Source organism: Planktothrix paucivesiculata PCC 9631 (assembly GCF_900009265.2).
GTDB classification, from domain to species: Bacteria; Cyanobacteriota; Cyanobacteriia; order Cyanobacteriales; family Microcoleaceae; genus Planktothrix; species Planktothrix paucivesiculata.
The window spans coordinates 418,376-441,867 of sequence record NZ_LR735018.1 but is presented as its reverse complement, the minus strand read 5'-3'; the positions used below and the strand labels follow the sequence as shown (position 1 = coordinate 441,867).

The 23,492-nt window shown below is 41.1% G+C and carries 22 protein-coding genes; 9 read left to right on the top strand and 13 right to left on the bottom strand.

Annotation, left to right across the window (positions count from 1 at the left end; translation table 11 throughout):
- Positions 1–104: 104 nt before the first annotated feature.
- On the top strand, positions 105–380 hold the full coding sequence (locus PL9631_RS16145) for a hypothetical protein (protein WP_083621858.1): 276 nt from the start codon (positions 105–107) through the stop codon (positions 378–380).
- A 76-nt stretch (positions 381–456) separates the two neighbouring features.
- Here the strand turns inward: PL9631_RS16145 and PL9631_RS16140 are convergent, their stop codons facing one another.
- Positions 457–1,098, bottom strand: coding sequence for a histidine phosphatase family protein (locus PL9631_RS16140; protein ID WP_083621856.1), 642 nt, complete (start codon positions 1,096–1,098; stop codon positions 457–459).
- A 68-nt stretch (positions 1,099–1,166) separates the two neighbouring features.
- Entirely contained in the window at positions 1,167–2,669 is a 1,503-nt protein-coding gene (locus tag PL9631_RS16135) for a CHAT domain-containing protein (RefSeq protein WP_083621854.1), read from the bottom strand.
- Positions 2,670–3,266: 597 nt separating this feature from the next.
- On the opposite strand from PL9631_RS16135, the gene tatC reads away from it, so the two are divergent.
- Positions 3,267–3,977, top strand: a complete 711-nt coding sequence (tatC, locus tag PL9631_RS26190; protein ID WP_156090601.1) for a twin-arginine translocase subunit TatC — start codon at positions 3,267–3,269, stop codon at positions 3,975–3,977.
- Between the two features lie 85 nt (positions 3,978–4,062).
- On the opposite strand, the gene PL9631_RS16125 is transcribed toward tatC, so the two are convergent.
- Positions 4,063–5,427 carry a hypothetical protein gene (locus tag PL9631_RS16125; protein WP_083621850.1) on the bottom strand — a complete coding sequence of 455 codons (1,365 nt, stop codon included), beginning with the start codon at positions 5,425–5,427 and terminating at the stop codon, positions 4,063–4,065.
- A 321-nt stretch (positions 5,428–5,748) separates the two neighbouring features.
- Between PL9631_RS16125 and PL9631_RS16120 the strand changes: the two genes are divergently transcribed.
- Positions 5,749–6,630, top strand: a complete 882-nt coding sequence (locus tag PL9631_RS16120) for an NAD(P)-dependent oxidoreductase (RefSeq protein ID WP_197046387.1) — start codon at positions 5,749–5,751, stop codon at positions 6,628–6,630.
- Between the two features lie 69 nt (positions 6,631–6,699).
- Here the strand turns inward: PL9631_RS16120 and PL9631_RS16115 are convergent, their stop codons facing one another.
- Positions 6,700–7,149 (bottom strand): NUDIX hydrolase, encoded by a 450-nt coding sequence (locus PL9631_RS16115; RefSeq protein WP_083621847.1) that lies wholly within the window; start codon positions 7,147–7,149, stop codon positions 6,700–6,702.
- Positions 7,150–7,272: 123 nt separating this feature from the next.
- Positions 7,273–9,393, bottom strand: coding sequence for a S8 family serine peptidase (locus tag PL9631_RS16110; RefSeq protein ID WP_083621846.1), 2,121 nt, complete (start codon positions 9,391–9,393; stop codon positions 7,273–7,275).
- 239 nt (positions 9,394–9,632) lie between these two features.
- On the opposite strand from PL9631_RS16110, the gene PL9631_RS16105 reads away from it, so the two are divergent.
- The 3 genes from PL9631_RS16105 (at position 9,633) to grxD (ending at position 11,084) form a co-directional block, all read left to right on the top strand.
- Positions 9,633–10,298 (top strand): hypothetical protein, encoded by a 666-nt coding sequence (locus PL9631_RS16105; RefSeq protein ID WP_083621844.1) that lies wholly within the window; start codon positions 9,633–9,635, stop codon positions 10,296–10,298.
- A gap of 102 nt (positions 10,299–10,400) precedes the next feature.
- Positions 10,401–10,658 carry a BolA family protein gene (locus PL9631_RS16100; protein WP_083621843.1) on the top strand — a complete coding sequence of 86 codons (258 nt, stop codon included), beginning with the start codon at positions 10,401–10,403 and terminating at the stop codon, positions 10,656–10,658.
- Positions 10,659–10,760: 102 nt separating this feature from the next.
- The gene (gene grxD / locus PL9631_RS16095; RefSeq protein ID WP_083621841.1) at positions 10,761–11,084 is read left to right on the top strand and encodes a Grx4 family monothiol glutaredoxin; all 324 of its coding nucleotides are present in this window, start codon (positions 10,761–10,763) and stop codon (positions 11,082–11,084) included.
- Between the two features lie 104 nt (positions 11,085–11,188).
- Here grxD and PL9631_RS16090 read toward each other — a convergent pair whose 3' ends face one another.
- A complete protein-coding gene (locus PL9631_RS16090) occupies positions 11,189–11,437 on the bottom strand; it encodes a DUF6761 family protein (RefSeq protein ID WP_083621839.1) in 249 nt (82 codons plus the stop codon).
- Between the two features lie 242 nt (positions 11,438–11,679).
- On the opposite strand from PL9631_RS16090, the gene PL9631_RS16085 reads away from it, so the two are divergent.
- A complete protein-coding gene (locus PL9631_RS16085; protein WP_083621838.1) occupies positions 11,680–12,444 on the top strand; it encodes a response regulator transcription factor in 765 nt (254 codons plus the stop codon).
- Between the two features lie 78 nt (positions 12,445–12,522).
- Here PL9631_RS16085 and PL9631_RS16080 read toward each other — a convergent pair whose 3' ends face one another.
- Together PL9631_RS16080 and PL9631_RS16075 are read right to left on the bottom strand one after the other, a co-directional pair.
- On the bottom strand, positions 12,523–13,092 hold the full coding sequence (locus tag PL9631_RS16080; RefSeq protein ID WP_083622137.1) for a hypothetical protein: 570 nt from the start codon (positions 13,090–13,092) through the stop codon (positions 12,523–12,525).
- A 111-nt stretch (positions 13,093–13,203) separates the two neighbouring features.
- Positions 13,204–13,578, bottom strand: coding sequence for a DUF1830 domain-containing protein (locus PL9631_RS16075; protein WP_083622135.1), 375 nt, complete (start codon positions 13,576–13,578; stop codon positions 13,204–13,206).
- 324 nt (positions 13,579–13,902) lie between these two features.
- On the opposite strand from PL9631_RS16075, the gene PL9631_RS16070 reads away from it, so the two are divergent.
- Complete coding sequence (locus PL9631_RS16070) at positions 13,903–15,480, top strand: photosystem II high light acclimation radical SAM protein (protein ID WP_083621836.1); 1,578 nt, start codon at positions 13,903–13,905, stop codon at positions 15,478–15,480.
- Between the two features lie 180 nt (positions 15,481–15,660).
- Here PL9631_RS16070 and PL9631_RS16065 read toward each other — a convergent pair whose 3' ends face one another.
- Together PL9631_RS16065 and PL9631_RS16060 are read right to left on the bottom strand one after the other, a co-directional pair.
- Entirely contained in the window at positions 15,661–16,179 is a 519-nt protein-coding gene (locus tag PL9631_RS16065; RefSeq protein ID WP_083621834.1) for a BON domain-containing protein, read from the bottom strand.
- A 95-nt stretch (positions 16,180–16,274) separates the two neighbouring features.
- Complete coding sequence (locus PL9631_RS16060) at positions 16,275–17,333, bottom strand: hypothetical protein (protein WP_083621832.1); 1,059 nt, start codon at positions 17,331–17,333, stop codon at positions 16,275–16,277.
- A gap of 571 nt (positions 17,334–17,904) precedes the next feature.
- Here PL9631_RS16060 and treS point away from each other — a divergent pair.
- A complete protein-coding gene (treS, locus tag PL9631_RS16055) occupies positions 17,905–21,225 on the top strand; it encodes a maltose alpha-D-glucosyltransferase (protein WP_083621830.1) in 3,321 nt (1,106 codons plus the stop codon).
- A 292-nt stretch (positions 21,226–21,517) separates the two neighbouring features.
- Here the strand turns inward: treS and PL9631_RS16050 are convergent, their stop codons facing one another.
- The 3 genes from PL9631_RS16050 to PL9631_RS16040 all read right to left on the bottom strand — a co-directional run bounded on the left by PL9631_RS16050 (position 21,518) and on the right by PL9631_RS16040 (position 23,489).
- Positions 21,518–21,898, bottom strand: coding sequence for a DUF5615 family PIN-like protein (locus PL9631_RS16050; protein WP_083621828.1), 381 nt, complete (start codon positions 21,896–21,898; stop codon positions 21,518–21,520).
- Positions 21,898–22,227, bottom strand: a complete 330-nt coding sequence (locus PL9631_RS16045; protein ID WP_083621827.1) for a DUF433 domain-containing protein — start codon at positions 22,225–22,227, stop codon at positions 21,898–21,900. Before PL9631_RS16045 ends, PL9631_RS16050 begins: the two co-directional genes overlap by 1 nt.
- 86 nt (positions 22,228–22,313) lie before the next feature.
- Positions 22,314–23,489 (bottom strand): hypothetical protein, encoded by a 1,176-nt coding sequence (locus PL9631_RS16040; RefSeq protein ID WP_083621825.1) that lies wholly within the window; start codon positions 23,487–23,489, stop codon positions 22,314–22,316.
- Positions 23,490–23,492 lie beyond the last annotated feature (3 nt).

Genomic DNA, 23,492 nt, shown 5'->3' with positions numbered 1-23,492 from the left:
TGGCGCGATTACCCATGGGGTTAAAAAATTGCTCGATTGTTTGATCCCTGGGTAATATTGGGTATACTAACAATAGTCATCAATTTATCAACCAAGAGTAAGTTATGCTAAAGTTTGTGATTGCAGCTTTAGTGGCTTTGCAAATAGTTTTGCTGAGTTCCTGGGTGATTCCTTCTGCTAATGCCACCTCCCCCGACTCAGTGGTGTACGTTTGGGATTATGCTGCCGTTGGAAGTAGCCAAGTCGTCTGTAAAAAAGTCGTTTTCCATCCCGAAAATCGCCCCCTCCCTGACGGTGTTGAAGTTCAACCCGCCCGGATTAATTCCACAATTGTGAATGATGCGGATTGTAGCCATTTAACAAAACCAATTTCATCATAAAATATTACGGGAAAGGAAGTTAAAATCATCCTCAAATTAGGAAGATTAAATTTCCTTTCTTTTTTAAATAGCGCTTTCAATTAAACCGAATAACCGTTTCTAATGCCGTCAGATGGGAGGTATCTCCATTGAGTTCTAACTTCCATTCCTCTCCATTTTTAACAATTTTAACTAAACAACAAAGGGAGGCTTTAATATCCATTTCTTGTAAGGTGGGAATCAATCCCATGGCTGTTCCTAATACCGAAGCACCATGTCCTACCAATAATAAATTATCTTCGGGAAACTTGTTAACTAAACGTTGGGAAGTTTCAGCCGTTCGTTGTAAACAATCTTTCCAAGTTTCAGGATAATTAGGAACTCCCAGAGGATGGGATAAATCAATTTTAGGGAATTTTTTAGCTAAAAATTCTGGGGATAATGTTTCGGGACAACTCATCCATTCTGGGTTTAACCATTCTCCTAAACCCCAATCTAATTTGAGGGGTAAATCTAATTTTTTAGCCACTGCATGGGCGGTTTGTACAGTTCTTAAAAAGGGAGAAGCAATAATTTGAGTAATTCCTTCCCCCACTAAACGATTTGCTAATTGTTGGGCTTGAATTTGACCATCCTCGGATAAATGGGGGTCGTAGGGTCGTTGGGCGGTATCAAACCAGGCGGGATTGACAAAATCGATCCGATTGCCATGGCGGGCTATCCATACAGTTCTAGGCATAGTTTAGGGTGATAGTATTGACCTAACTTACCTTAACCTAATTCGGGCAAAATTAATATTTTCCGATCCTACCAAGGACTACCAATTAATGTAAATGCCGCCCAATAATAGGGATGGGAAAGATTATCATTTCCCTGTTGTACAATTTCCGGTGGTAAAGCAAGTTCACCCCGGGATGATAATAATTCTCCCCGTTGTAAACGGACATTTCCTTTTAACATTTCAATTTGAGTTTGTTGTAGGGCTTGGGCTTTAGTAGCAGTGGTTTTTAATTGTTGATAAAACTCGGTCATTAAGGCTAAAGTTCCCGTGTCGCTAACATACCATAAACTTGCTAAAGCTGTTTTAACCCCGGACTGAAACGCTAATCCCGCAAATCCCAATTCCGCCTCCGTATCCCCAACGGCGGTTTTACAAGCACTTAAAACTAATAATTCAATCTGAGGATTTTTCCAGTTAAACTGACCCATTTGATCGAGTTTTAGCTGTTCATTCCAAAATTGAATATAGGAGTTTCCGGGTTTTCCGGGTTTAAATTCCGCATGGGTCGCTAGATGAATAATTCTATAGGGACTGAAGGATAATAGACTTCTTAAACGATCTACTGTAAACTTTTGATTCAGAAAAGATTGTCCTGGCCACTGTCCTGAATTATCCTGATTTCCAATCGGAAAGATGACCCCATTCATTCCATCGGAGTTAACAATTGTAGATAACTCAAAAGGAACCGCAGGTAAGGGATTTTTATCTTGAAATTCCGAGGCTCCCATGGCTAAAACTAGAGCATCTTTTAGGCTTTCATAATCGAGATTCATCAAATTAAAAGCCGGAATTCGAGTCAGGGCATATTTTTCAATTAAAAACCGTTCTCCATCATGTAAAACTGCGAGGGGGAGTGTTCTTAATCCCTGACCCAAACAAAACAAGATTGTATCAATTTTTGCGGCTTTTAATTCGGCTTCAAAGGGCTTAATAATCAGATCATAAAGTCGTTGAGATGATTCTAAATAAGATCGACTTTGTAAGTTTCGAGGATTGGTGATTTCCTGATATAAATTGATGGCTTCAGCTTTTAATGTTTCGGTTTTAACATTGGGTTGAATTAAACCTAAAGGTTCTTTTCCGGGGGTAATTAAAGCTAACACTAATCCTATGGGTTCGGGAACCACCCAGAGAACGGCGTGTTGGGTTTGGGTTTTTTGGCTAATTTCTGTTAAAATCTTGGCAATATCGGGAGCTTGAAGTTTACTATCGGTTAAATTCCGACTAAAATAGGTTTCATAGTCCAATTCCCATTTTTTTTCCATCGTGGTAATGGGATTATTGCCGTTAATACTGCGAATTAATTGTTCTTGGGAAAGTGGGACGGGTTCACTCAAAACCGGACGACCAAAGGACAATTTCTCCCAATTGACGAGACTCGACCCCCAAAGTCCAATCACAACTAAACTGAATAGAACTATCGGTAGGGTTCGTCCCAGGGGTTTGTAAATCCTAGGATTCGTCAAAGCAGAACCTAAATCCTTTAAAATATCTAAAAATAGCAGGCGATAACGTTGTATTCTTTTCATAAGATTGAAGATGACAAAACAATGGGGGAATTAATATCAATCCTTTTTTTATCTCGATTTGCGCCTGGTGGTTGTCCCATCTAATCTAACGTCTAAATCTTGAAGTAGAATAGATGTTGACTAAACATTGATCATGAGTTTTCAAAAATCCCGTCCCTTGAGAATGGGCGGTTTTTAACCCTAGTTTAACGCTTACTGGTAATTATGACGCCTCCCTCAAATTCGGAGACACCGGAATCTAACTCTAACTTAAACCCCGTTTTACCGGAAAATCCCGAACAAAATTCTCCTAACTCTCCCTCTGCTGTCTCTAATCTTGATGCTATTTCTCAGGATATTAACTCATCGGTGATTGATGGGGTTGAGTCGGTTTCTGAATCTTTGCAGTCAGATATTGAAGGTGAGGAAATTGGAAATTCCGCCGAATCTATCGCAGTAGATAATATTAATTTGATATCTTCGGACTCGATAACTGAATTGGAAGAAGAAAAGGAAAATCAGTTATCCTCTGAACCCCAAATCTCCCCACCTCAGTTTTATCTTCCTGTCCCTACAACTACAACAGATGAAGCGGATGAAATTCCCGATGAAGTTGAGATGGGGTTTTTCGACCATTTAGAGGAATTAAGACAACGAATTTTTTATTCTCTCATTGCGGTTTTTATTGGGATTATTGGTTGCTTTGCTTTTGTTAATCCGATTGTGCAGTTATTACAACGTCCCGCATCGGGGATTAAATTTGTTCAACTCGCCCCCGGAGAATATTTCTTTGTTTCCTTAAAAGTAGCGGGTTATAGTGGGTTAGTCGTCGCAACTCCGTTTATTTTATATCAAATTACCATGTTCGTTTTACCAGGATTAACGCGAAAAGAACGCCGTTTATTAGTCCCGACTTTATTGGGTTCAAGTGTATTATTTTTATTGGGTTTAGGCTTTGCTTATATTGCCTTAATTCCAGCCGCATTGAACTTTTTTGTTAGTTATGGCGCGGATGTAGTTGAACAATTCTTTTCCATTGAAAAATACTTTGAATTTGTTTTAGTCCTATTATTTTGTACGGGAATCGCCTTTCAAATTCCCGTGATTCAAGCCATTTTAGGCGGATTAAAAATCGTATCTTCCCAGCAAATGTTATCCGGTTGGCGATATGTTATTTTAGGAGGAGCCGTATTAGGGGCCGTGTTAACCCCATCTACTGACCCCCTCACCCAAAGTTTATTAGCTGGCGCTATATTAGGGCTTTATTTTGGCGGAATTGGGATTGTGAAAATGATTGAAAACACCTCAAAACCTTCTCCCAATAAATAAAAAATAAAGCCCCATTACCCTGTTACTGAGCGAAGTCGAAGTATTACCCATTCGTAATTCGTAATTCGTAATTCGTAATTCCATCTTATAAAGATTGACAAAGGGCAGCTTTCCGAGAATCAAATAATTGAACAATTCCATCGGTGACAGCGTTTTTAACATCCGTGTCAAAACCCGCCAAAAATTCTTCATGGCCAATTTTCTCTTGAAAAAATTCCTGGGCGCGGTTGCGTTGATGGATAATTTCATCAAACCCTAAACATTTGACCATATAAGTCGTTAAGGGTGAATTTTTAATATCATAGGATGAACTTTGGGTGCGTCCCTCATCTAATAACGTTAAAACCAGTTTTTCTAAGTCCGTTGTCGGTTGGTGTGGGTGGGGAATAGGGGGCAGAAAATCCACTAAAGAAACCGCAGAAAATCCTTCCGATGGCATTTCACCCATTAAAGTGGAAACCGGAATCACTCGCCCAAATCGTAAGGATAGCGCTTCTAAAAAGGCAATTGTAAATAATTTACTCACCAAATAAAGCCGCCCCACCTCAATATTTTTTCTCGCCATCAAGACTAGATTATTATAGGTGATATCATCGGGATATTCTCTAAATTGATGAAAGATAATTTCGGGTTTAATAAAATTCATAAACCCTTCCATTTTTTGCAAAGCTGTCCGATATTGATTAATGGTATAGGAACTAGAATTTTTGAGATAATGATTGGTTTCGGGTAATAAATTCCAGGTATTATCTAAAAATTTTGCTGCACTTTCATGGGCAAAACTTCCCACATCTCGATTAGAAAGTCTCACAGAACGTTTAATGGTTTCGATTAAATCCTCATCAGTTAATTTTAAATCAAACCGTTCACAAACATCCTTTAAGCGTTTATATAAAATATCACTATTAGTTCCTAATTGTGTTTTGGTTCTAAAGGGAATCGTCGCTTCAATACAAGCTACTACTTGTACTAATAATTCTAAAGATAACAAATCTTCTAATACTTTACCCGCGACTAATGCACTTAAAAACTCATTCTGTCCCGTCATCGGAGATAGGGTTTGACCGGGAACAAAATCAAAAATTTGTCTGACCATTTCAAAGATCTGATCCTGGGGTAATTCCTGAGCATCACGGATGACTAAATGTACCTCCACTTGTCGCACAAAAGGAGCAATATAATAGGTTAAATTAAAATTAACACTCTGATCCACCTGCACATAGACAACATCATGGAATAAGGCCGCTAAAACCTCAATCGGGTCATCTTCCCCCCCTACCTCAAAAATATGATTGGGGGTGTGAAAATAGCGCCAAGGCCCGGTCATTGTTTGTACAATCAGTTCTGCTATTTTAGGCAGTTCTGTATAATCCATATCAATATTGAGCTTTTGCATCGCCCAAATTAGCTTTTCTAAGCACTGTTGATTGTAATCGGTGTTCATACCCATTTTTACCAATAAACCTTATATACTAAACTTAAATTATTGATATCTTATTATGGCTTGACTTTTATGGGGAGTAGTTGGTTAACCCCCTCAATTTACTATATTAACTCCTGAACAGAATAGCACTGGTTAGGGACAATTCCCCTATAATATTTATACGACCGGAGGAAGGCGGTTTATCAAGCGTGATTGGGTCGGGTCAACGGCTCGATCAATATTGTCACCAAACTCAAACAAGTCGAAAAATATTCATCAAGCCGTGATCGCTATTTCCCAAGAACAAAATTTTGAATTTTGGCTTGTTGATGTTATATTAGTGAGATCATGAAAACAGCATTTTTAGGTTTAGGGGTCATGGGTGGCCCCATGAGTGCCAACCTCGCAGCATCGGGATATTCTGTTAAGGCTTGGAATCGAACGAGCGATCGCCCCGGTGTTAAAATAGCATCGGAAGCGGGTGCTAATATTGTTTCTTCTATTCAAAAAGCCGTTACGGATGTTGATATTATTTGTACCTGTGTGGGGGATATTCCTGACGTTAATGCCGTGATATTAGGCGAAAAAGGTGTGATTAATTTTGCTAAACCTGGGGCTATTGTGATTGATTTTAGTACCATTGGTTCAGAAGCTGCCCGTCGCATTTCCCAACAGCTTGAATCCCATGAAATTCAATTCTTAGATGCTCCGGTTTCCGGTGGTGATATTGGAGCCAAAAACGGCACATTAACTATTATGGTCGGAGGGGATCAAAACACCTTTGAAACGGTAAAACCCCTATTAGAAACCATGGGAAAAACAATTCGTTATTGTGGAAAAGTTGGCAGTGGTCAAGGGGTAAAATTATGTAATCAAGTTTTGGCTTCTTTAAATATGGTGGGTATTTGTGAAGCCCTATTATTAGCAAAAAAACAAGGTATTGATCCTAATTTAGTCGTAGAAATTTGCAGTACCGGAGCCGCCGGATCTTGGGCTTTATCGAATTTAGGATTAAAAGTTGCCGAGGGTGATTTTGAACCGGGCTTTATGATTAAACATATCCTCAAAGACCTCAGAATTGTTCAAGAAACCCTCAATTGTGATCCCGCTTTACCCGGGATAGAATTAGCGGATCAATTATTTAAAATGGTCAAAGAATTAGATCAAGGATTCGGTGAAAATCAAGGTACACAAGCCATGATTCGAGCCTATAAAGAAGCCGATAGTTAAAGGTTTTTTGACTTACAAAATTGAATCTTTAGATGAAGAAGTCAGTTGAATTATAGTTCTATTAACTCCCTAATTCTGGGACATAATTAACTGTAAAGGATAAACTTCTACCTGGGTTAAAACTTCAGAAATAATCGTTTTTACAAATTCAGATCTTAAGGGTAATTCTTCTAATTCCTTTAAGGTAAACCATTTCGCGCCTAGACTTTCTTGATCTGGTTGACTTTTGGGTTGAGTATTACCTTCAGGACGGGCCAAAAAAAAGACTCCCAGACGGGACTTTTCCCTCGGATGGGGAAGATGCTGAATTCTCAAAATCCCTTCCAGGATAATAGGAATTCCCGCTTCTTCTAGGGTTTCCCGTTGAGCCGCAGCAGTAAAGGTTTCATCCGGTTCCACTCGTCCGCCTGGAAAGTACCAGGGACTGTTTCTCTTGACCTCCTGAATCAATAAAAAGCGGTTGTCAGAACGCACGACAACCACCACAAACAACTCTGTTGAGATCAGATTAAGGGACATAGACAATGACAGTTTGAGGTCGATTCTCTTTATTCTAGCTTCCCTTGAAACCCAATTTTAAGGAGAAAATGGCTAAAAGCTCTATTTCTCACAAACCCGGTTTCTGGCGGCATAGTCTTTGAATTATAACCCTAAATCCAGTTTCCAGTATTTGAGAGTTCCCGTATTCTCAGGAATAGCATCGATAACTTTTAACTGCCAATTTCCTTGGGCGGAGACATTAATAAATTGTCTCAAATAGAGGGTGTTTTGTAAGTTATAGGTCGTTTTCAACTGAGTTTTAACCCCTAACGTTCGATTTTGGAGTAATACCTGATCTCCATCGGGTGCAACTAACCAAACCTCGATATCTCCTAAAAAACTATGTTCAATCTCAACCGTCACCTGAATATCCTGAATCGGACTGGTTTCTGTAATCGCAATTAAACTACTAACCCCATTCGGGTTATTATCAGGAATCGCCACACTTTGAGTATTTTCCTTGGAAATATTGCGAGAAATTTGTTGCTGAACCATGCGTCTATTCTGTGCCATTTGCACCGCTTTAAACGCATTTACTTTGCCATAGCCAAACCATTGAGAATAGCCATTTTTATCATAATTTCCCATCCGAATTCCCAACTGAGGATCGGGATCGGAATCCACTATTTTATCCGCACTTTGTTCAAGAATTCGACGAACTTCTTGAGCCGTTAAGGTCGGATTCACCGATAATACTAAAGCCGCCACCCCAGCCACCACTGGAGTCGCACTAGAAGTTCCTCCAAAATAGGCGGTAAACTCCGATTGATCATAACCCGCAGCCCCCATACGGTCAGTGGTAAACACCCCCAAACCGGGTAAGGTTCCCTTGAGGACTGGCGGCGTACCAATATAGCCCGTTTCCTGTAACCACATCCCCGGAGGAGCATTATTACTGGGAGCGCAGACCGAAACCCCAACTCCCCAGTTACTATAAGCAGATTTCTTGCCTAAACTATTAGAAGCAGAAACCGTAATCACATCGGGGTGAACCGCAAATCCTGCCAACCATTTCACCCGACCGCTAATAATATCATTTGGCCAACCGGATTCATCGAGCATTCCATTCACCGGACGGTTCGCGTTTCCAGCGGCAAAAACCACTACACAGCCTTTACCCTTACGGCCTTGGGTTACGGCTTTACTAATCGCTGCTTTTTGTCGGGCTGAGAGGGGAAAATAAATCGCACTAGCCCCCCAACTACAGGAAATTACCGATGCTCCCTTATTAATCGCCCAATTAAAAATCTGTTCCACCGATTCATCGTCTAAAAATCCCGTTGTCCGAATCGGCATTAGGGCACAACCGGGAGCCACTCCGACAATTCCAGCGCCGTTTTCTTCAGCTACTGCCACCCCCGCACAGGCCGTTCCATGATTATCGGTAGGCGCGTCTGGAAGGGGAATACTATCTCGACCTTTTAAGTCTAAAGGGGCAACAATTTTGCCGACGCCTTGGAAATCCGGGTGATTGATGTCTACAGAATCATCACTAATAGCCACCACCACAGAACGAACGCCCCGGGTAATATCCCAGGCTTTTTCACTAGAAATATGGGAACCGGGGGCGAGTTGGTTGCCCCCATTATGGTTGAGATACCATTGTTTACTATATAAAGAATCCCGAGGAACATAATAGGGCTGACTTCTAATCACAATATTGGGTTCAGCCAGTAAAACTTGAGGATTACGGGTTAAACGATTAGTGATTTTCAGAGGATTCTCAGAGGAGTTAGCCGTCATTTCATAAACAAACGCATTCGATAAACTATCGATGGGTTTTAACTCTTTTAATCCAAATTCTGAAGCAATGGACTCGCGGATTGAGGGTTCAATTTCTTCTTTAAACTGAATGGTAAGCTGATTAGTTAAATAGACAACGGAGCTAGGATCGTTATCGAGTTGGTAAACATGACTAGCAAAGGCAATATTGTCAGAATTCCGCGCTAATTTCATCGCTTCATCGAGTTGATTAGATGCAACTTGTACCTCCTCCAAAGAAGGAGGAACACTGCTGGCGTGTTGCATCGGAATCGGCGGTTGGGGTAAGTCTTTGATTTGGGTGTTAGGAGAGGATAGTTTGACGGTAAAGCGGTCAGGGACTTTATTGACGATTAATTCTTCGCCCCCCCGTTGCAAAACAAAGCCGATACTGCTGTCAGGAACGCCAATGCCCTGATAGTTTTGTTGGGGAACGTTTGATGAGTCAATTGATGATGTCATATTTAATCTATCCTTTCTCCTTAAAAGTTTAAATCTTGATTCAGAATGTTCAGATCTATTTATTCTCAACGGTGTGGGAGAAAATCCATCGATTCATGATCCCCACCCCTGACAAAAAATATAACCCGTATCGGTCTCGCGGTGGATCAGGTTATTCGTACACTATGGGATTGGTCAAGATCAATGATAAGATCCGTGAAGTTTAATGTTTTTTTTTATCGCGTTCGCGAAATTGAGTCATGGTATCCTCTGGAACTGTTAGCTTCCTTCGACTTACAGCTTATCTATCTATCCCCTTGATGGTGGCTTGGGGTGTCTTGTTGCCGTTTCGGATTAATGCTCAAGAATCTTCTCCAACTGTCGCCCAGGGGAATGTACAGATGGGGGATGAAACAGCAACACCAGATACCCAGCCATCGGGTGATTTGGCGCCTCTCAATCCTAATGATATTCGTCCTTTGTCCTTAGATAGCAGTTTTTTGAGTATTGAGGGCGGAAAACGGCTGATGCAAGAAGCTGATAGCGCCGTTGCCCGTGAAAATTATGCCGAGGCAGAAAAAAAATTCCAGGAAGCCCGTCAAGTTTTTAACCAGTTATCCAATTTTTATCAACAGTTAGCGGGTAGTTTTTCTGGCGTCGATAACCGAATTGCCGATGGTTTTCGGAATTCAGCCCGGGACACAGCACAAATGCGCGATACCGCCACCTATCAGTTAGCCCTACTCCACCGAGCCAAAAATCAACCGGAATTGGCTGTCCCTCTGTTGATTCAAATTATCCGCTCCCAAGCCCCCACCCGGGACTTAGGGAAAAAAGCTTATCAACAATTACTAGAATTAGGATTTGTGACTGACCCCTTCCCCCGGGCGGGTAGTGAAACGACTCCACCGACTGCGGCGCAATAAGAGAGCGGGGGGAGCAGGGGGAGTGGTGGAAATTATTAACTTCTGACTCCTGACTCCTGTTTCCTCTAAAATATTTACATCTACTAAGGTTTGGGAATGGCAATGATTACACTGAATCAAGTTGAAGCAATGATTAAGTCAGAATTACCGAATGCGGTGGTTCAAGTTCAAGATTTAGGTGGTGGCGACCATTTACAAGCGATTGTGGTATCGGCTGAATTTGAGGGTAAAACTTTAGTAAAACAACACCAAATGGTTTACAAAGCTGTTAAGGAAGCAATGGCAACGGAAGCCATTCACGCTTTAGCCCTGAAGACCTACACCCCCCAAGAGTGGGAACAAGCCAGCCCCGGTGCTTAACGCCTAAATTCTCAGAAATAGGTTAAACTCAAATCTGGGATTCTATGATCGTTTTGCCGATCAATTAACCTATCCAAACCTACCTCATTTTATTAATAAACCATGACGACAGACGCACAGGAAAAAATTAAAGATCTGATCACGAAAAACAAGATCTTTGTTTTTATGAAAGGAACAAAGCTCATGCCAATGTGCGGTTTTTCTAATAATGTTGTGCAGATTTTAAATAGTTTGGGGGTTCCTTTTGAAACCCTAGATGTTTTAGAAGATTATGAAATTCGCCAAGGGATTAAAGAGTATTCCAACTGGCCAACAATTCCCCAGGTCTATATCAACGGCGAGTTTATTGGCGGTTCGGATGTGCTGATTGAAATGTATCAAAAAGGTGACTTACAGCAACTTGTAGAAGTGGCTTTTGCCTCATAAAAGGGCTGTGGGGTTTTGGGTATGGGGTTGGGGTTGAAGTCGATTCCTCCCTAACCCTCTATCCCGTTTTCCCCTATTCCCAATCCTTTAGATGAATTTCTCAGTTAATAATAATCGACCTGACGTTGAGGCATTGGCATTTCAAAATTTGAGGGGTCGTAAATGTAGCGAGTCGCTTCTTCCTCCAAACGACTGATTAAATAGGGTTCTAAGTTATTCGTGTGTCTGAGGGCGGCTAGGTAACCGTCTAAATATAACCTGAGATCATCATAACGATAACCTCGGTTCCACATCTCGACGAGGGCGTCGGTGAGTTTCTGATAATGGCGAATCGTTAAGGTGTCCTGAAGCATGGTTTGAATGGGGGTTAAGGGGTGATTAATCGATGGACTTAGGAGGTCAGGCCGGATTACGGGAGTAATACTTGTCTATCTTTATGTTAACTCTTTCCATCTTAACTTTCAGATCGAAATTACCTCCGTTGGCTTTTATACTTTTAATAGAATCAGGTGATTAGTAAGTAACAGTAGCTACAAAATCAGAGAGATTACCCTGTTACGCTTGAACTCAACATTGAAGAAGGAAGCTCGCATTCGTGGGATCTGCTTGTATATCAATTATTGAGGGAAACCCGCATTTACGGTCGCTCTTGGGTTGGCATTTACAGCACGTCGGTTATTTGGTTCATCAGGCTGCTGATTTGCACAGTGCAAGAGATATCTTCTATGCTCATCAACCCAATTTAGTGATTCTGGATGCTGAATTACCAGAGGGAAATAGTTTAGAGTTTTGCCAATGGCTTCAGCAGCAACGACAATCTTTGATTTTGATGTTGTCGGCTCGCACTACGGAATCGGATATTGTCCGAGGCTTGAGAGCGGGAGCGGACGACTATTTAGCTAAACCTTTTGGAATGCAAGAGTTTTTGGCAAGGACAGAATCCTTGATGCGTCGCAGTCGCACCATTGTTCCGCCAACAACCTTAGATTATGGATCTCTCAAAATTGACTTAGTACAGCGTCGTGTGCGCTTACAGAGTCAATTGATTGAACTCACTCCCCAGGAATATAGTCTGCTCTATGTTCTCGCTCAAGCCTGTGGAGAACCTTTAACCCGTTCAGAACTATTGCGACGAGCTTGGCCAGATGCTATTGATAATCCTCGCACGATTGACACCCATGTTCTTTCGTTACGGAAAAAGTTAGAAACTGACCCCCGCCAACCGAATTTAATCCAAACAGTTCGGAATATTGGCTATCGTCTCAATTTAGAAATTCTGAAAGCGGAAACGGTTCGCACGGTTAGACTTAATGGTAAATATCCACCCATTCGAGGGGTGAAAACAGAGAGTAGTGCTTGATCTGATGGAGATCAGGGAATAATCAAAATCTAATCCTTTACTTTGATTATTCCCGATTCTCTGAGGATTATTTCAGAGTTATTTAAGGGTGAGGGCGGTGGAAATTGTCCAAATATCTACTAGGCCTAATAATAAACTACAGCCCAATAAAATAAAATACATCCAGGGTTGAGCCAACGGACGCACATCGGTTGTATCAATTCCGGTTTTTTCTTGGACAATTCCTACAAACTTGGCAAACCCAGCCATTCGCATAGGCAGTAAATAGCCTTCTCCCGTGTGACTGACGAAATAATAAACCAGTCCTCCTTGTCCGGTGGTTCTGGGTTTCAAGGCTTTGATCTGATTCCAAGGTAACGACCAACCCCGACGGAATACCAGGGTAAACCAAGAAACATAACTCACCTTAATCCCATTGTTATCTACTATTACCCTTTCTGTTAAAAGTGATAATAAAGCGATCGCTCCGATCCCAATTCCCAGCCAAAGTACCATCGGAGAAACGGGAGAATTGACAGCTTTTGACAAAAAAGGTAGGGGGATCATCAACACCGTATATAAACTTAACAGCGTGATTCTAATAATTGGAGACAGACGAAATATAACGGGACTGGATAACGCTACGGATTCTACTGTTTCAACATTCATTTTTAAACAGCTTTTAAAATTAACCTCCAGAAACCCCACCACGATATTTTAAGTCGTAGTGGAATCTCTCCGGTGAGTTTTGAGATGCTTTTATTATGGTTTTTTGGTAAATTAATCAACAGAAGTTAAAGCTGGAGTTGTTAAAGGTTCCGGTTTAACATTACGCTTACCGGCAAAATTTCTGGATTGAGAATTCAGAGTTAACGGTTTATCCTCGTAGCTGATAGACTGTTGATCGATCTGGAGCCGATCACAAGGAATATTATCAGCAATAATCGCACTCGCCATACTTCCGGTATGGATTTCCAAAGTTGCTTGTGGAATTGCTTCAAATACTAAGCGTTGCCCGGGGAAGACTACACGCTCAAAGTACCAATTGGGAACATTAGTAATGCGGGCGATCTGAATATGGCTGGTAGCATTGACATAGCAGCACAAAATTCGACCAGAACTATTTGACGGTAGGGGATCAAGAATTTGAGCCATATCTGAATCTAGGGGGCTTTGAGCTAAAGATTTCATTAACTACTTGTCAGGTTAACACTTACCGATCCCCATTGGTTGTAACCCCGACTACCAATCCGTTATTGTACTCATCCAGTTTATCAAAAATTAGAGATCCCAAAAGTTGCGATTGGTATTGTCGAGATGGGTCGGCCGTTGTCCCATCGACTTATTGAAACTTAACTAATTTCTCAGATCAGCGACCCTAAAGTGCGGAAAATTCGTTATAGTATTAAGGAATATTAAACAAAGTCGATATAACTTCACCGATTTTTACCTAAACCCCGCCTGACTCACAACAGCATCATGGAAGATAAAATCCTTTACGTCCGCCTTCCCTGTAACCCTATTTTCCCGATTGGGGTGGTTTACCTGTCTGACCACGTTCACAAGCTATTTCCCACCGTCCAACAGCGCATTTTTGATTTAGGTGCTGTTCCTCCCTTGGACTACGCCGCCGCCTTGGATGCTTGTGTTGATGAGTTTCAACCGACATTATTAGTATTTTCTTGGCGAGATATTCAAATTTATGCTCCCGTGGGGGGACGGGGTGGAAATCCGCTACAAAATGCTTTTGAATTTTATTATGCTAAAAACCCTTTAATTAAGTTACGAGGGGCTTTAGGAGGATTACGTTTAGCAACATCCTACTATACGGAACTTTGGCAGAATTTAGGATTAATTAAACGGGGATTATCCCGTTCTCAACGTTACAATTCCCAAGCGCGGGTCGTGGTTGGGGGCGGGGCGGTGAGTGTTTTTTATGAACAGTTAGGAAAGAGTTTACCCCAGGGAAGTATTGTTTCGGTTGGGGAAGGAGAAAGTTTATTAGAAAGGCTATTAAGAGGGGAAGATTTAGCCGATGAACGCTGTTATATTGTGGGAGAAACTAAACCTCGCGATCGCTTAATTCATGAACAACCCATGAATTTTGAAAAAACCGCCTGTGATTACAATTATATTGAAACCATTTGGCCAGAATTTCAATATTATTTTCAGGATCAAGACTTTTATATTGGAGTCCAAACAAAACGAGGTTGTCCCCATAATTGTTGTTATTGCATCTATACGGTTATTGAAGGAAAACAAGTTAGAATTAATCCCGCCGATGAAGTGGTGGCAGAAATGCAGCAACTGTATCAACGGGGAATTAGAAACTTTTGGTTTACCGATGCTCAATTTATTCCCGCCCGTAAGTTTATTAATGATGCGGTGGAATTATTGCAAAAAATCCTTGATTCCGGGATGACGGATATTCACTGGGCGGCCTATATTCGGGCGGATAATTTAACTCCAGAATTGTGTGATTTAATGGCTAAAACGGGGATGAATTATTTTGAAATTGGGATTACCAGTGGTTCCCAGGAATTAGTTAGAAAAATGCGAATGGGGTATAATTTGCGGGTAGTTTTAGAAAATTGTCGGGATTTAAAATCCGCCGGATTTAATGATTTGGTTTCCGTGAATTATTCGTTTAATGTGATTGATGAAACCTTTGAAACCATTCGTCAAACCATTGCTTACCATCGAGAACTAGAGGCGATTTTTGGGGCGGACAAAGTGGAACCGGCGATTTTCTTTATCGGGTTACAACCCCATACCCATTTAGAAGAATATGCCTTTGAGAAAGAAATGTTAAAACCCGGGTATGATCCCATGAGTTTAATGCCTTGGACGGCGAGAAAGTTACTCTGGAATCCCGAACCTTTGGGATCATTTTTTGGCGAAATCTGTTTAGAAGCCTGGAACCGTAACCCCAATGATTTCGGGCGGACGGTGATGGATATTTTAGAAGAAAAGTTAGGACGTGCGCCTTTAGAAGAAGCGCTAAGTGCACCGTTGGGTGGTGGAAAAGGTGGAAAAGAGTTAGCGGGTATTCGTTAATTTTGGGTTGAATTATGGGGTGTGGTTATGGCAGAGATCGCACTTTCCCCTATGATTAAATCCCTGAGAAACCGGGTTTCTAATTAAGTTAATTGCCACCAATCAAGATATATTGAGAAACCGGGTTTCTAATCTAATTTAAGATATATTGAGAAACCCGGTTTCTAATTAAGTTAGCCCCTAATTATTATTAGTCACTGGTTTAACCTGTTTATCTTCGGTTTTAGATTGGCTTTCTTTCTCGGGTTGGGCCGGGGCGATCGCTACATTCACCACCACCTGCCCGACTCCTTTAATCTCTTTGGCTAAGGGATCAATGCGGTCATATTGGGGTTGATTGGGTACGGTGCCAGATACCGTTACCACCCCATCTTTTGCCATAACGGTCAGTTGACTCGCAGGTAAATTCGCTTCTAATTTAGAGCGAACTTCACTTTCTAAATCACCATCGGCTCGCATAGCATCGCCACCGGTCACATTATTCCGTTGTTCCCGTGCTCGAATATCTTCATTAAGCTGACGTTTTCGCACCTCACTTTGGGCATCTTTCTGATTAGCTTGGGCATTTTCTACCGTTGGGGTTTCTGCGGTTTGGTTCGACCCACCCGGCGCGCTTGTGCTGGTTCTAGCGGCATTTTCGCAGGCGACGGTGCCCAGTAGTAAGAAACTACCCATGAGCAAAGCGGTTAATTTTTTCATGATGGAAACTCCTAAACAAAAATATAAAGTAGGGAACACCGGAACAATAAGAGTTCACCCCGTTCTGCTGTTCCCAATTCCGGCATTAATGGCTTTTAAACAGGGAAATTAGTGCGATCGCGACCAAGGGACGTTAATGGTTTTGTGGGGGTAGTTTCTATGGGCTCATAGATGTGCCATTCTTCAATTTTGTGATTGCGGAAAATTGGCGCCGCCCGTTGAACTTCATCTTTTGTACCACTGACAATCACAACGGAGTCACCCCGATCTAGGCGATCACTATAAATTTTGGTATGTTCCACCGGGATGCTATATCCAATACCATCAAAGCGATCGCGCATTTCAACATCTGTCACACTATGTCGTTGCGGTTGATGAGAGACTAAACGAATCCGACTCAAGGGGAAACCTGTATTTCTTAAATCCGTAATCGCCTGTTCGGTATCCTGTACATTGGAGAACACACCCATCGCCTGTTTATTTCCGTTGGCATTCAGGGAATGGTCTGGATCAGAGAAAGTAATATCTCGGTTCAGGTGTTCCGGGGTCATCGAAGCCATACCGGGGGCATCATAAACCCTGTATTCCCGAATATTATGGCTTTGTAGAATTTGATGGGCGCGGGCAATATCCGCCTCGTTGCCATCAACAATAACCAAATATTCACCGCGACCGATGCAGTCGTTATAGATTTTGGCATCTGCTTCGGGAATTCCCAGGCCAATCAATCCGCCTAACAACCCTCCGGTGGCAACCCCAATCGCTGTCCCCGCTAAGGTAGTTGCGATCGCTGTAGCAGCGGCTCCTGCTAACATAATCGGGCCAACTCCTGGGATGGCGATACTGCCTAAACCGACTAATAACCCGGTCAATCCACCTAAAACCCCCCCAGTGGTCACTCCTAAAGCTGCCCCTTCTTCGGCTTTATTATCGACTCGGTTGGCAACGTGATCCTTGGAAACAGAATCACTAACATCGGCTCCAGCAATGTTGTCATCATGAATCGCATCTTTTGTCATCACGGAAACCTGATTCATCGGAAAACCAGAGTCTCTTAGGGTATGGAGGGCTTCCTCAGCCGTGTTCCGGTTAGGAAACACACCTACGGCACGCCGATTTTTAGCCTCTACAGAATTAGACTGATTAATGACCATAATATTCTTCCTTGAAAATAGCTTATTTGTGTTTTTGGCTTCAATAAGATCGACTCAAATTGTTAGGTTTTAGTGCTAAAGTAAAATGAAAAATTTCGTCGTACTGATCAACACTATGATTTTTTTAAGTGACCTTATATCCTCAAAACGATCTGAGGTTTACAGATATTTACTTAAGAGTCTTAACTTCCATAATCACTACGTTAACGAGATTACAGATATTTGTCCTCTGTCTTTAGAGACAAGTTTTTTCAGTCATCAGTGATCAGTTATCAGTTATCAGTGTAAGAGTGATCAGTCATCAGTTATCAGTGTAAGAATGATCAGTTATCAGTGTAAGAGTTAGCGGTTAAGAGACTGTCTAGTATTCACTTCTTGACTGTTTACTGATAACTCCTTAACTGATAACTCCTTAACTGATAACTCCTTAACTGATAACTCCTTAACTGATAACTGATTATTAAGTTATGTCTAAAGAATGATGATTTTCCTGATTATTTGTTTTATGATGCGAAGGTGTGTATTGACCCCATTCAAACAAAACACCGAAAATCTTAGGTAATTCAAGCAAATGCAACACAATAAACTCCCTAACGATCCCCTGTGGTTTAAAGATGCCATTATTTATGAAGTTCCAGTTCGCGCCTTTGCTGATAGTAATGGGGATGGCATTGGAGACTTTATTGGATTAACCGAAAAATTAGATTATTTACAGGATTTAGGAGTAACGGCCCTTTGGATTCTTCCGTTTTTTCCGTCCCCCTTGCGAGATGATGGTTATGATATTGCCGACTATATTAATGTTAATGGAATTTATGGGAATTTAGAGGATTTTAAAACCTTTTTAAATGCCGCCCACGATCACGGAATTCGCGTGATTGTCGAATTAGTAATTAATCATACCTCTGATCAACATCCCTGGTTTCAACGGGCAAGATTAGCGCCCAAAGGAAGTAAAGAACGGGATTTTTATGTCTGGAGTGATACCCCGGAAAAATATCCAGAAGTCAGAATTATTTTCCAAGATTTTGAAACCTCAAATTGGACTTGGGATAGTGTGGCAAAAGCCTATTATTGGCATCGGTTTTATTCCCATCAACCGGATTTGAATTATGAAAACCCAGAAGTGATCACCGCCATTTTAGAAGTCTTAGATTTCTGGATGGAAATGGGGGTAGATGGAATGCGACTCGATGCCATTCCCTATATTTTTGAACGGGAGGGCACCAACTGTGAAAACCTACCCGAAACCCATCAACTATTAAAGCAATTACGCAGTTATTTAGATACTAACTATGCTAACCGAGTTTTCCTTGCTGAAGCCAACCAATGGCCGGAGGATGCGGCGGCTTATTATGGTGATGGGAATGAGTGTCACCTGAATTTTCATTTCCCCTTAATGCCTCGATTATTTATGGCATTACGGATGGAAGATAGTTTCCCAATTATTGATATTTTAAATCAAACCCCCGCAATTCCCGATAACTGTCAATGGGCATTATTTTTAAGGAATCATGATGAATTAACCTTAGAAATGGTAACGGATGAAGATCGGGATTATATGTATAAAGTTTATGCTCAAGATCCCCAAGCTAGAATTAATTTAGGTATTCGGCGTCGTCTTGCACCCTTACTCGGAAATGATCGCCGTCAAATTGAATTAATGAATAGTTTATTACTCTCCTTACCCGGAACTCCCGTACTTTATTATGGGGATGAAATTGGCATGGGAGATAATATTTATATTGGCGATCGCAACGGCGTTAGAACCCCCATGCAATGGAGTCCCGATCGCAATGCTGGATTTAGTCGGGCGAATCCGCAAAAACTCTATTTACCCTTAATTTTTGATTCTGAATACGATTATAAAGCCGTTAACGTTGAATCCCAAAGTAGTAATCCTAATTCCTTTTTATCTTGGATGAAACGGATTATTGCCATGCGAAAACGGTTTCAAGCCTTTGGACGAGGAACCTTTGAAATCTTACATTCAGAAAACCGCAAAGTTCTGGTTTTTGCTCGCACTTATCAGGGAGAACATCTTTTAATTGTTGCTAATTTATCTCGATTTGTACAATCGGTGAATTTAGATTTATCCGCCTTTAAAGGCATGGTTCCCGTGGAGATTTTTGGCCGGACAGAGTTTCCTAAAATTAGCGATTCTTCCTATTTTATTAGTTTATCTCCCCATGGATTTTACTGGTTTATGCTCCAGTTTGATCCAAAAGTAGCTTTATTGCCCCGACCTCAAGCCCAATTACCCACTTTTATTGTTCAAAATAATTGGCAAGAAATCCTCACCCAACCCAACTTAAAAACCCGCCTAGAGTCTATTTTACCCGCCTATATCTATCGCTGTCGCTGGTTTCTTTCTAAATCTCGCATTCTCCAATCTGTAAAGATTACAGAAGCCATTCCCATTCCCTATCAAGACAGTCAAGCCATTATTGTTTTATTGCAAGTGGAATATACAGAAGGATTCCCAGAAATCTATCTTGTTCCTTTAGCTTATGCGACGGATAAATTAGCAGAAACTCTGAAAATAGAAACCCCCCAATTTATCTTAGCAACGGTACAACAGAATACAGAAACCGGAATTTTATGGGAAGTCGGACAAAATCTTGACTTTTTAAGTTTACCCTTAAAAATGATTATCAATTCTGACCGTTATGCGGGTCGGTCTGGTAATTTAATTGCCACCACAACAGCAGCCTTAAAACAACAGAATTTAGAGCAAAAATTAGATCCTCATTTATTAAAAGAGGAGTATGATAATTCCTTTGTAATTTATGGCGATCGCTTTCTCTTTAAACTATTCCGTCGAGTAGAAGAAGGTATCCATCCCGAGTTAGAAGTGCGTAAATTTTTGGAACAAAAACAACACTTAGGATATACAACGCCATTATTAGGGGGATTAGAATATCGTCGTCACCGAGGAGAATCCCTCAGTTTAGGAGTTCTTCAAGGGTATATTCCTAATGCTATTAATGGTTGGAATTATACCTTAGATAGTTTACGGGATTACTTTGATCGAGTCATCCTACAACCCAGTCAAGATTTAGAGATTTTATCTACATCCGGTTCTTTTTTTGACCTCTATCAACACCCCATTCCTGAAGAAGTTTTACTTCTAATTGGTTCCTATTTAACCAGTGCCGAACTCTTAGGAAAACGCACCGCCGAGTTTCATATTGTTCTAGCGAGTGATCCCCATAATTCTAGTTTTGCCCCCGAACCATTTTCCACCTTTTATCAACGCTCAATTTATCAATATTCTCGCAATTTAACCGGGCAAGTCTTGTTGAAATTCAGGAAACAACTGGACACCTTACCCTTGGAACTTCAACCCCTAGCCCAACATATTTTGAGCAATCAAAACTATATTTTAGGTCGGTTTCAAAGCCTATTAAATTTAAAGATTACCGCCCTAAGAACCCGATGTCATGGCAACTATTCTTTATACGATGTCTTGTATACCGGAAAAGAGTTTCTGATCATTGATTTTGAGGGAGAATCCTATCGGTCACTTAGTGAAAGACGGATGAAACGTTCCCCCCTGCGAGATGTTGCGGGAATGTTACAGTCCTTTGATTTTGCTACCCGTTTCGCCCTGCGAGAAGAAGTGAAAAATGGCATGATTCGCCCGGAAAATTTAGCCCAGATGGAACAGTGGAGCAAATTATGGTCAAACTGGGTCAGTGCGGCTTTCTTGAATAGTTATTTAGAAACCGCATCCCAAGATCGTTTTTTACCCCAAGGAAAACAAGAACTGAATGTCTTGTTAGATTGTTATTTGTTAGAAAGAATCATTCAGGAATTGGGCTATCATTTAGATTATCGCCCGGAATTATTAGATATTTCTCTCAAGCGATTAGTCTCTAGTCTTCACTAAGTTATAGGAGGGAATAGGCAAAGCCAAAGAAACCGGGTTTCTGATGAGGGACTGTTGGTAAAAACTAGATATTGATAGAAACCCGGTTTCTGACTTTTGGGGCGATAGCAACTAAAAATGAAAGTCAAGAATATAGGAGATAAACCAATGGAATCAGAATACGATTATAATCCTCTAGCTTCTAAATCTATGTTACAATAAAAAAATAATCTGGAGATGCAAAATGGCTAATTCTGTTGAATTTAAGGCAAAAATAAAACAGGGTATCATTTTTTTTGATTCCAATATATGGTTATTGCGAGCCTAAAACATAACTATGAGGCAAATGAATAATTTGGTCTTGATATTCACCTTCAAAAGATACCTGTGCTAAAAAAATCAATTCATCAACATTTTGCCCCACAGTTAACTTAACATTGAGAAGAAAAATTCCTGGTATGTGACGACTTTTGTTGATGTGTTCAACCAAGTGGGCAGGCATAGATTTACGGTTATTTGTAACCAGGATAAAATTATTTTCCTCGCACCAAAGTAAAATTTCTGGATCTAAAGTACCTCTAGGGGGACAGTGAGGTTCACCCACAGCCCAAACGATTAGATCAGACTCAATTTTACTTAATCCCACTTTGTAGATCGGATCTACATTTTCATCCAGTAGATATTTTAAAGGCATTATGCTTTCTGAATAGCCTCTCTTTCGGCTCTTAGTTTTCTCAAGCGAATAGCAGAAGGGGATGGATTAAGTTCTTGTGCTTTTAGTTGCTGATGACTCCACTCCAACCAATCAGCAATGTAGTTACTAACGGCCTCTTTATTGTGCAGATAATAAAGGATAGTAGCATAAACTTGTTCCAAGTTAAGAGATGGATAAGTTTGAGCAATTTGTTCGGGAGTGCGAGCGCGATGAATGAAATCATATAGGATAGTTTCAATGCCGATTCGTGTCCCTTTAACCCGAATATCATCAGGTCGCTGAAAGTCAAAATATTCTTCCAGTTGCATCGGTGAATACTCCTATTTTACAGTTGGTGGAAATTTACTCGCTAATATTATATCCTGTCAAAAGGAGAACAGCTATCTATTACCCATTATTGAGTGTTTTGAGTGGGTTGATGTTGGGGAAAACTGGGAATTTTGACCTGACTCCAATCCACCGTAAATGCTAAAATAATTGCTGTAGCCGTTACCATTCCTGCAATCATAGAGGCAGCAATTTTTAACTGACTATAGGGACGTGCTCCTTGTACTTCTCCCGTGCGAGCATTCACTAAAACTTGATATTTTTGATTTCGATAATGATAGGAACAAAGCCAAACCGGAAGCAAAATGGGTTTAAAAGCAATATCTTCATATCGAGTTGAAATATGATCAACTTTTTGTTCATCGCCACCAATATTACAGCACACATCTCGATGAATTTGACCCGCCATAATCTGCTTGGCTTGTTCAAATCCCTCCTTTAAACCTATTTGGGGACGTTGGGCTTCAAATCCTGCTAAATAAGAAGAATTATAGGGTTTCAAAGATTGTTGTAAATCCCAAGGTTCTAAGCCGTTTAAATAGGCTGTATCCACTGATTTTGTAGCCGCCACTAAAACATCATCAAACCAGCGATTGACCCGCCCAGATGCCGGACACCATCGGGTATGTCTGACCTCCCTGGTTCGTTCTTCCTCCTGTTGTTTTCCCTCCGAATCTGTTACCGTAACCCTGTAGGTTTCCGTGACATAATAATAGTCTCCCCGTTCCCCCCGATAATCACTGGTGGTGTCAGCATCGTAAGTCCAAAAGGGCAAATAAATCCCATGAATTTTTTCCTGTTGTGCCAAGTATTTCAAAGCAGATGGAGCAAACCAGCGACTTTTAATCCACTTTTGAATTTCATTTCGCGCCTGTTTTCCCGTGATTTGAAATGGAATAATTCCCTCGGGAATCACGATGGGATTCGCTTCTTGCGGCTGGGTAATTAAAGCGGTATTGCAAAACGGACAATTCTTGGCTACCGAGGAGGGTTCAAACAAAATATTAGCCCCACACCCGGTACATTTGACCTCTAAGGCCGTTTCCGATAGGCCCGCAACGGGGGTAGAGTCCCAATCCAAAGAATCGTTATAGGAGCGTTCTTGCACCCCTGTTTCCGTCTCTGGAATTTCCTCCATCGACCCACAATAACTACATTTGAGTTTTCCCCCCGTCGGGTTAAACTCCATCGGCGCACCACAACTCGGACAGGGAAAATTTTGGATTGATGCCGGGGTTTTCATAAA

Excerpts from the sequence above, each read along its gene's own strand:
- PL9631_RS16050 (WP_083621828.1), bottom strand. The coding sequence starts at position 21,898 with ATGCCTTTAAAATATCTACTGGATGAAAATGTAGATCCGATCTACAAA.
- PL9631_RS16080 (WP_083622137.1), bottom strand. The coding sequence starts at position 13,092 with ATGAATGTTGAAACAGTAGAATCCGTAGCGTTATCCAGTCCCGTTATA.
- PL9631_RS16145 (WP_083621858.1), top strand. The coding sequence starts at position 105 with ATGCTAAAGTTTGTGATTGCAGCTTTAGTGGCTTTGCAAATAGTTTTG.
- PL9631_RS16125 (WP_083621850.1), bottom strand. The coding sequence starts at position 5,427 with ATGGGTATGAACACCGATTACAATCAACAGTGCTTAGAAAAGCTAATT.
- PL9631_RS16120 (WP_197046387.1), top strand. The coding sequence starts at position 5,749 with ATGAAAACAGCATTTTTAGGTTTAGGGGTCATGGGTGGCCCCATGAGT.
- PL9631_RS16100 (WP_083621843.1), top strand. The coding sequence starts at position 10,401 with ATGATTACACTGAATCAAGTTGAAGCAATGATTAAGTCAGAATTACCG.
- treS (WP_083621830.1), top strand. The coding sequence starts at position 17,905 with ATGCAACACAATAAACTCCCTAACGATCCCCTGTGGTTTAAAGATGCC.
- PL9631_RS16075 (WP_083622135.1), bottom strand. The coding sequence starts at position 13,578 with ATGGCTCAAATTCTTGATCCCCTACCGTCAAATAGTTCTGGTCGAATT.
- grxD (WP_083621841.1), top strand. The coding sequence starts at position 10,761 with ATGACGACAGACGCACAGGAAAAAATTAAAGATCTGATCACGAAAAAC.
- PL9631_RS16065 (WP_083621834.1), bottom strand. The coding sequence starts at position 16,179 with ATGAAAAAATTAACCGCTTTGCTCATGGGTAGTTTCTTACTACTGGGC.
- tatC (WP_156090601.1), top strand. The coding sequence starts at position 3,267 with ATGGGGTTTTTCGACCATTTAGAGGAATTAAGACAACGAATTTTTTAT.
- PL9631_RS16070 (WP_083621836.1), top strand. The coding sequence starts at position 13,903 with ATGGAAGATAAAATCCTTTACGTCCGCCTTCCCTGTAACCCTATTTTC.
- PL9631_RS16045 (WP_083621827.1), bottom strand. The coding sequence starts at position 22,227 with ATGCAACTGGAAGAATATTTTGACTTTCAGCGACCTGATGATATTCGG.
- PL9631_RS16090 (WP_083621839.1), bottom strand. The coding sequence starts at position 11,437 with ATGCTTCAGGACACCTTAACGATTCGCCATTATCAGAAACTCACCGAC.
- PL9631_RS16105 (WP_083621844.1), top strand. The coding sequence starts at position 9,633 with ATGGTATCCTCTGGAACTGTTAGCTTCCTTCGACTTACAGCTTATCTA.
- PL9631_RS16060 (WP_083621832.1), bottom strand. The coding sequence starts at position 17,333 with ATGGTCATTAATCAGTCTAATTCTGTAGAGGCTAAAAATCGGCGTGCC.
- PL9631_RS16040 (WP_083621825.1), bottom strand. The coding sequence starts at position 23,489 with ATGAAAACCCCGGCATCAATCCAAAATTTTCCCTGTCCGAGTTGTGGT.
- PL9631_RS16140 (WP_083621856.1), bottom strand. The coding sequence starts at position 1,098 with ATGCCTAGAACTGTATGGATAGCCCGCCATGGCAATCGGATCGATTTT.
- PL9631_RS16110 (WP_083621846.1), bottom strand. The coding sequence starts at position 9,393 with ATGACATCATCAATTGACTCATCAAACGTTCCCCAACAAAACTATCAG.
- PL9631_RS16115 (WP_083621847.1), bottom strand. The coding sequence starts at position 7,149 with ATGTCCCTTAATCTGATCTCAACAGAGTTGTTTGTGGTGGTTGTCGTG.
- PL9631_RS16135 (WP_083621854.1), bottom strand. The coding sequence starts at position 2,669 with ATGAAAAGAATACAACGTTATCGCCTGCTATTTTTAGATATTTTAAAG.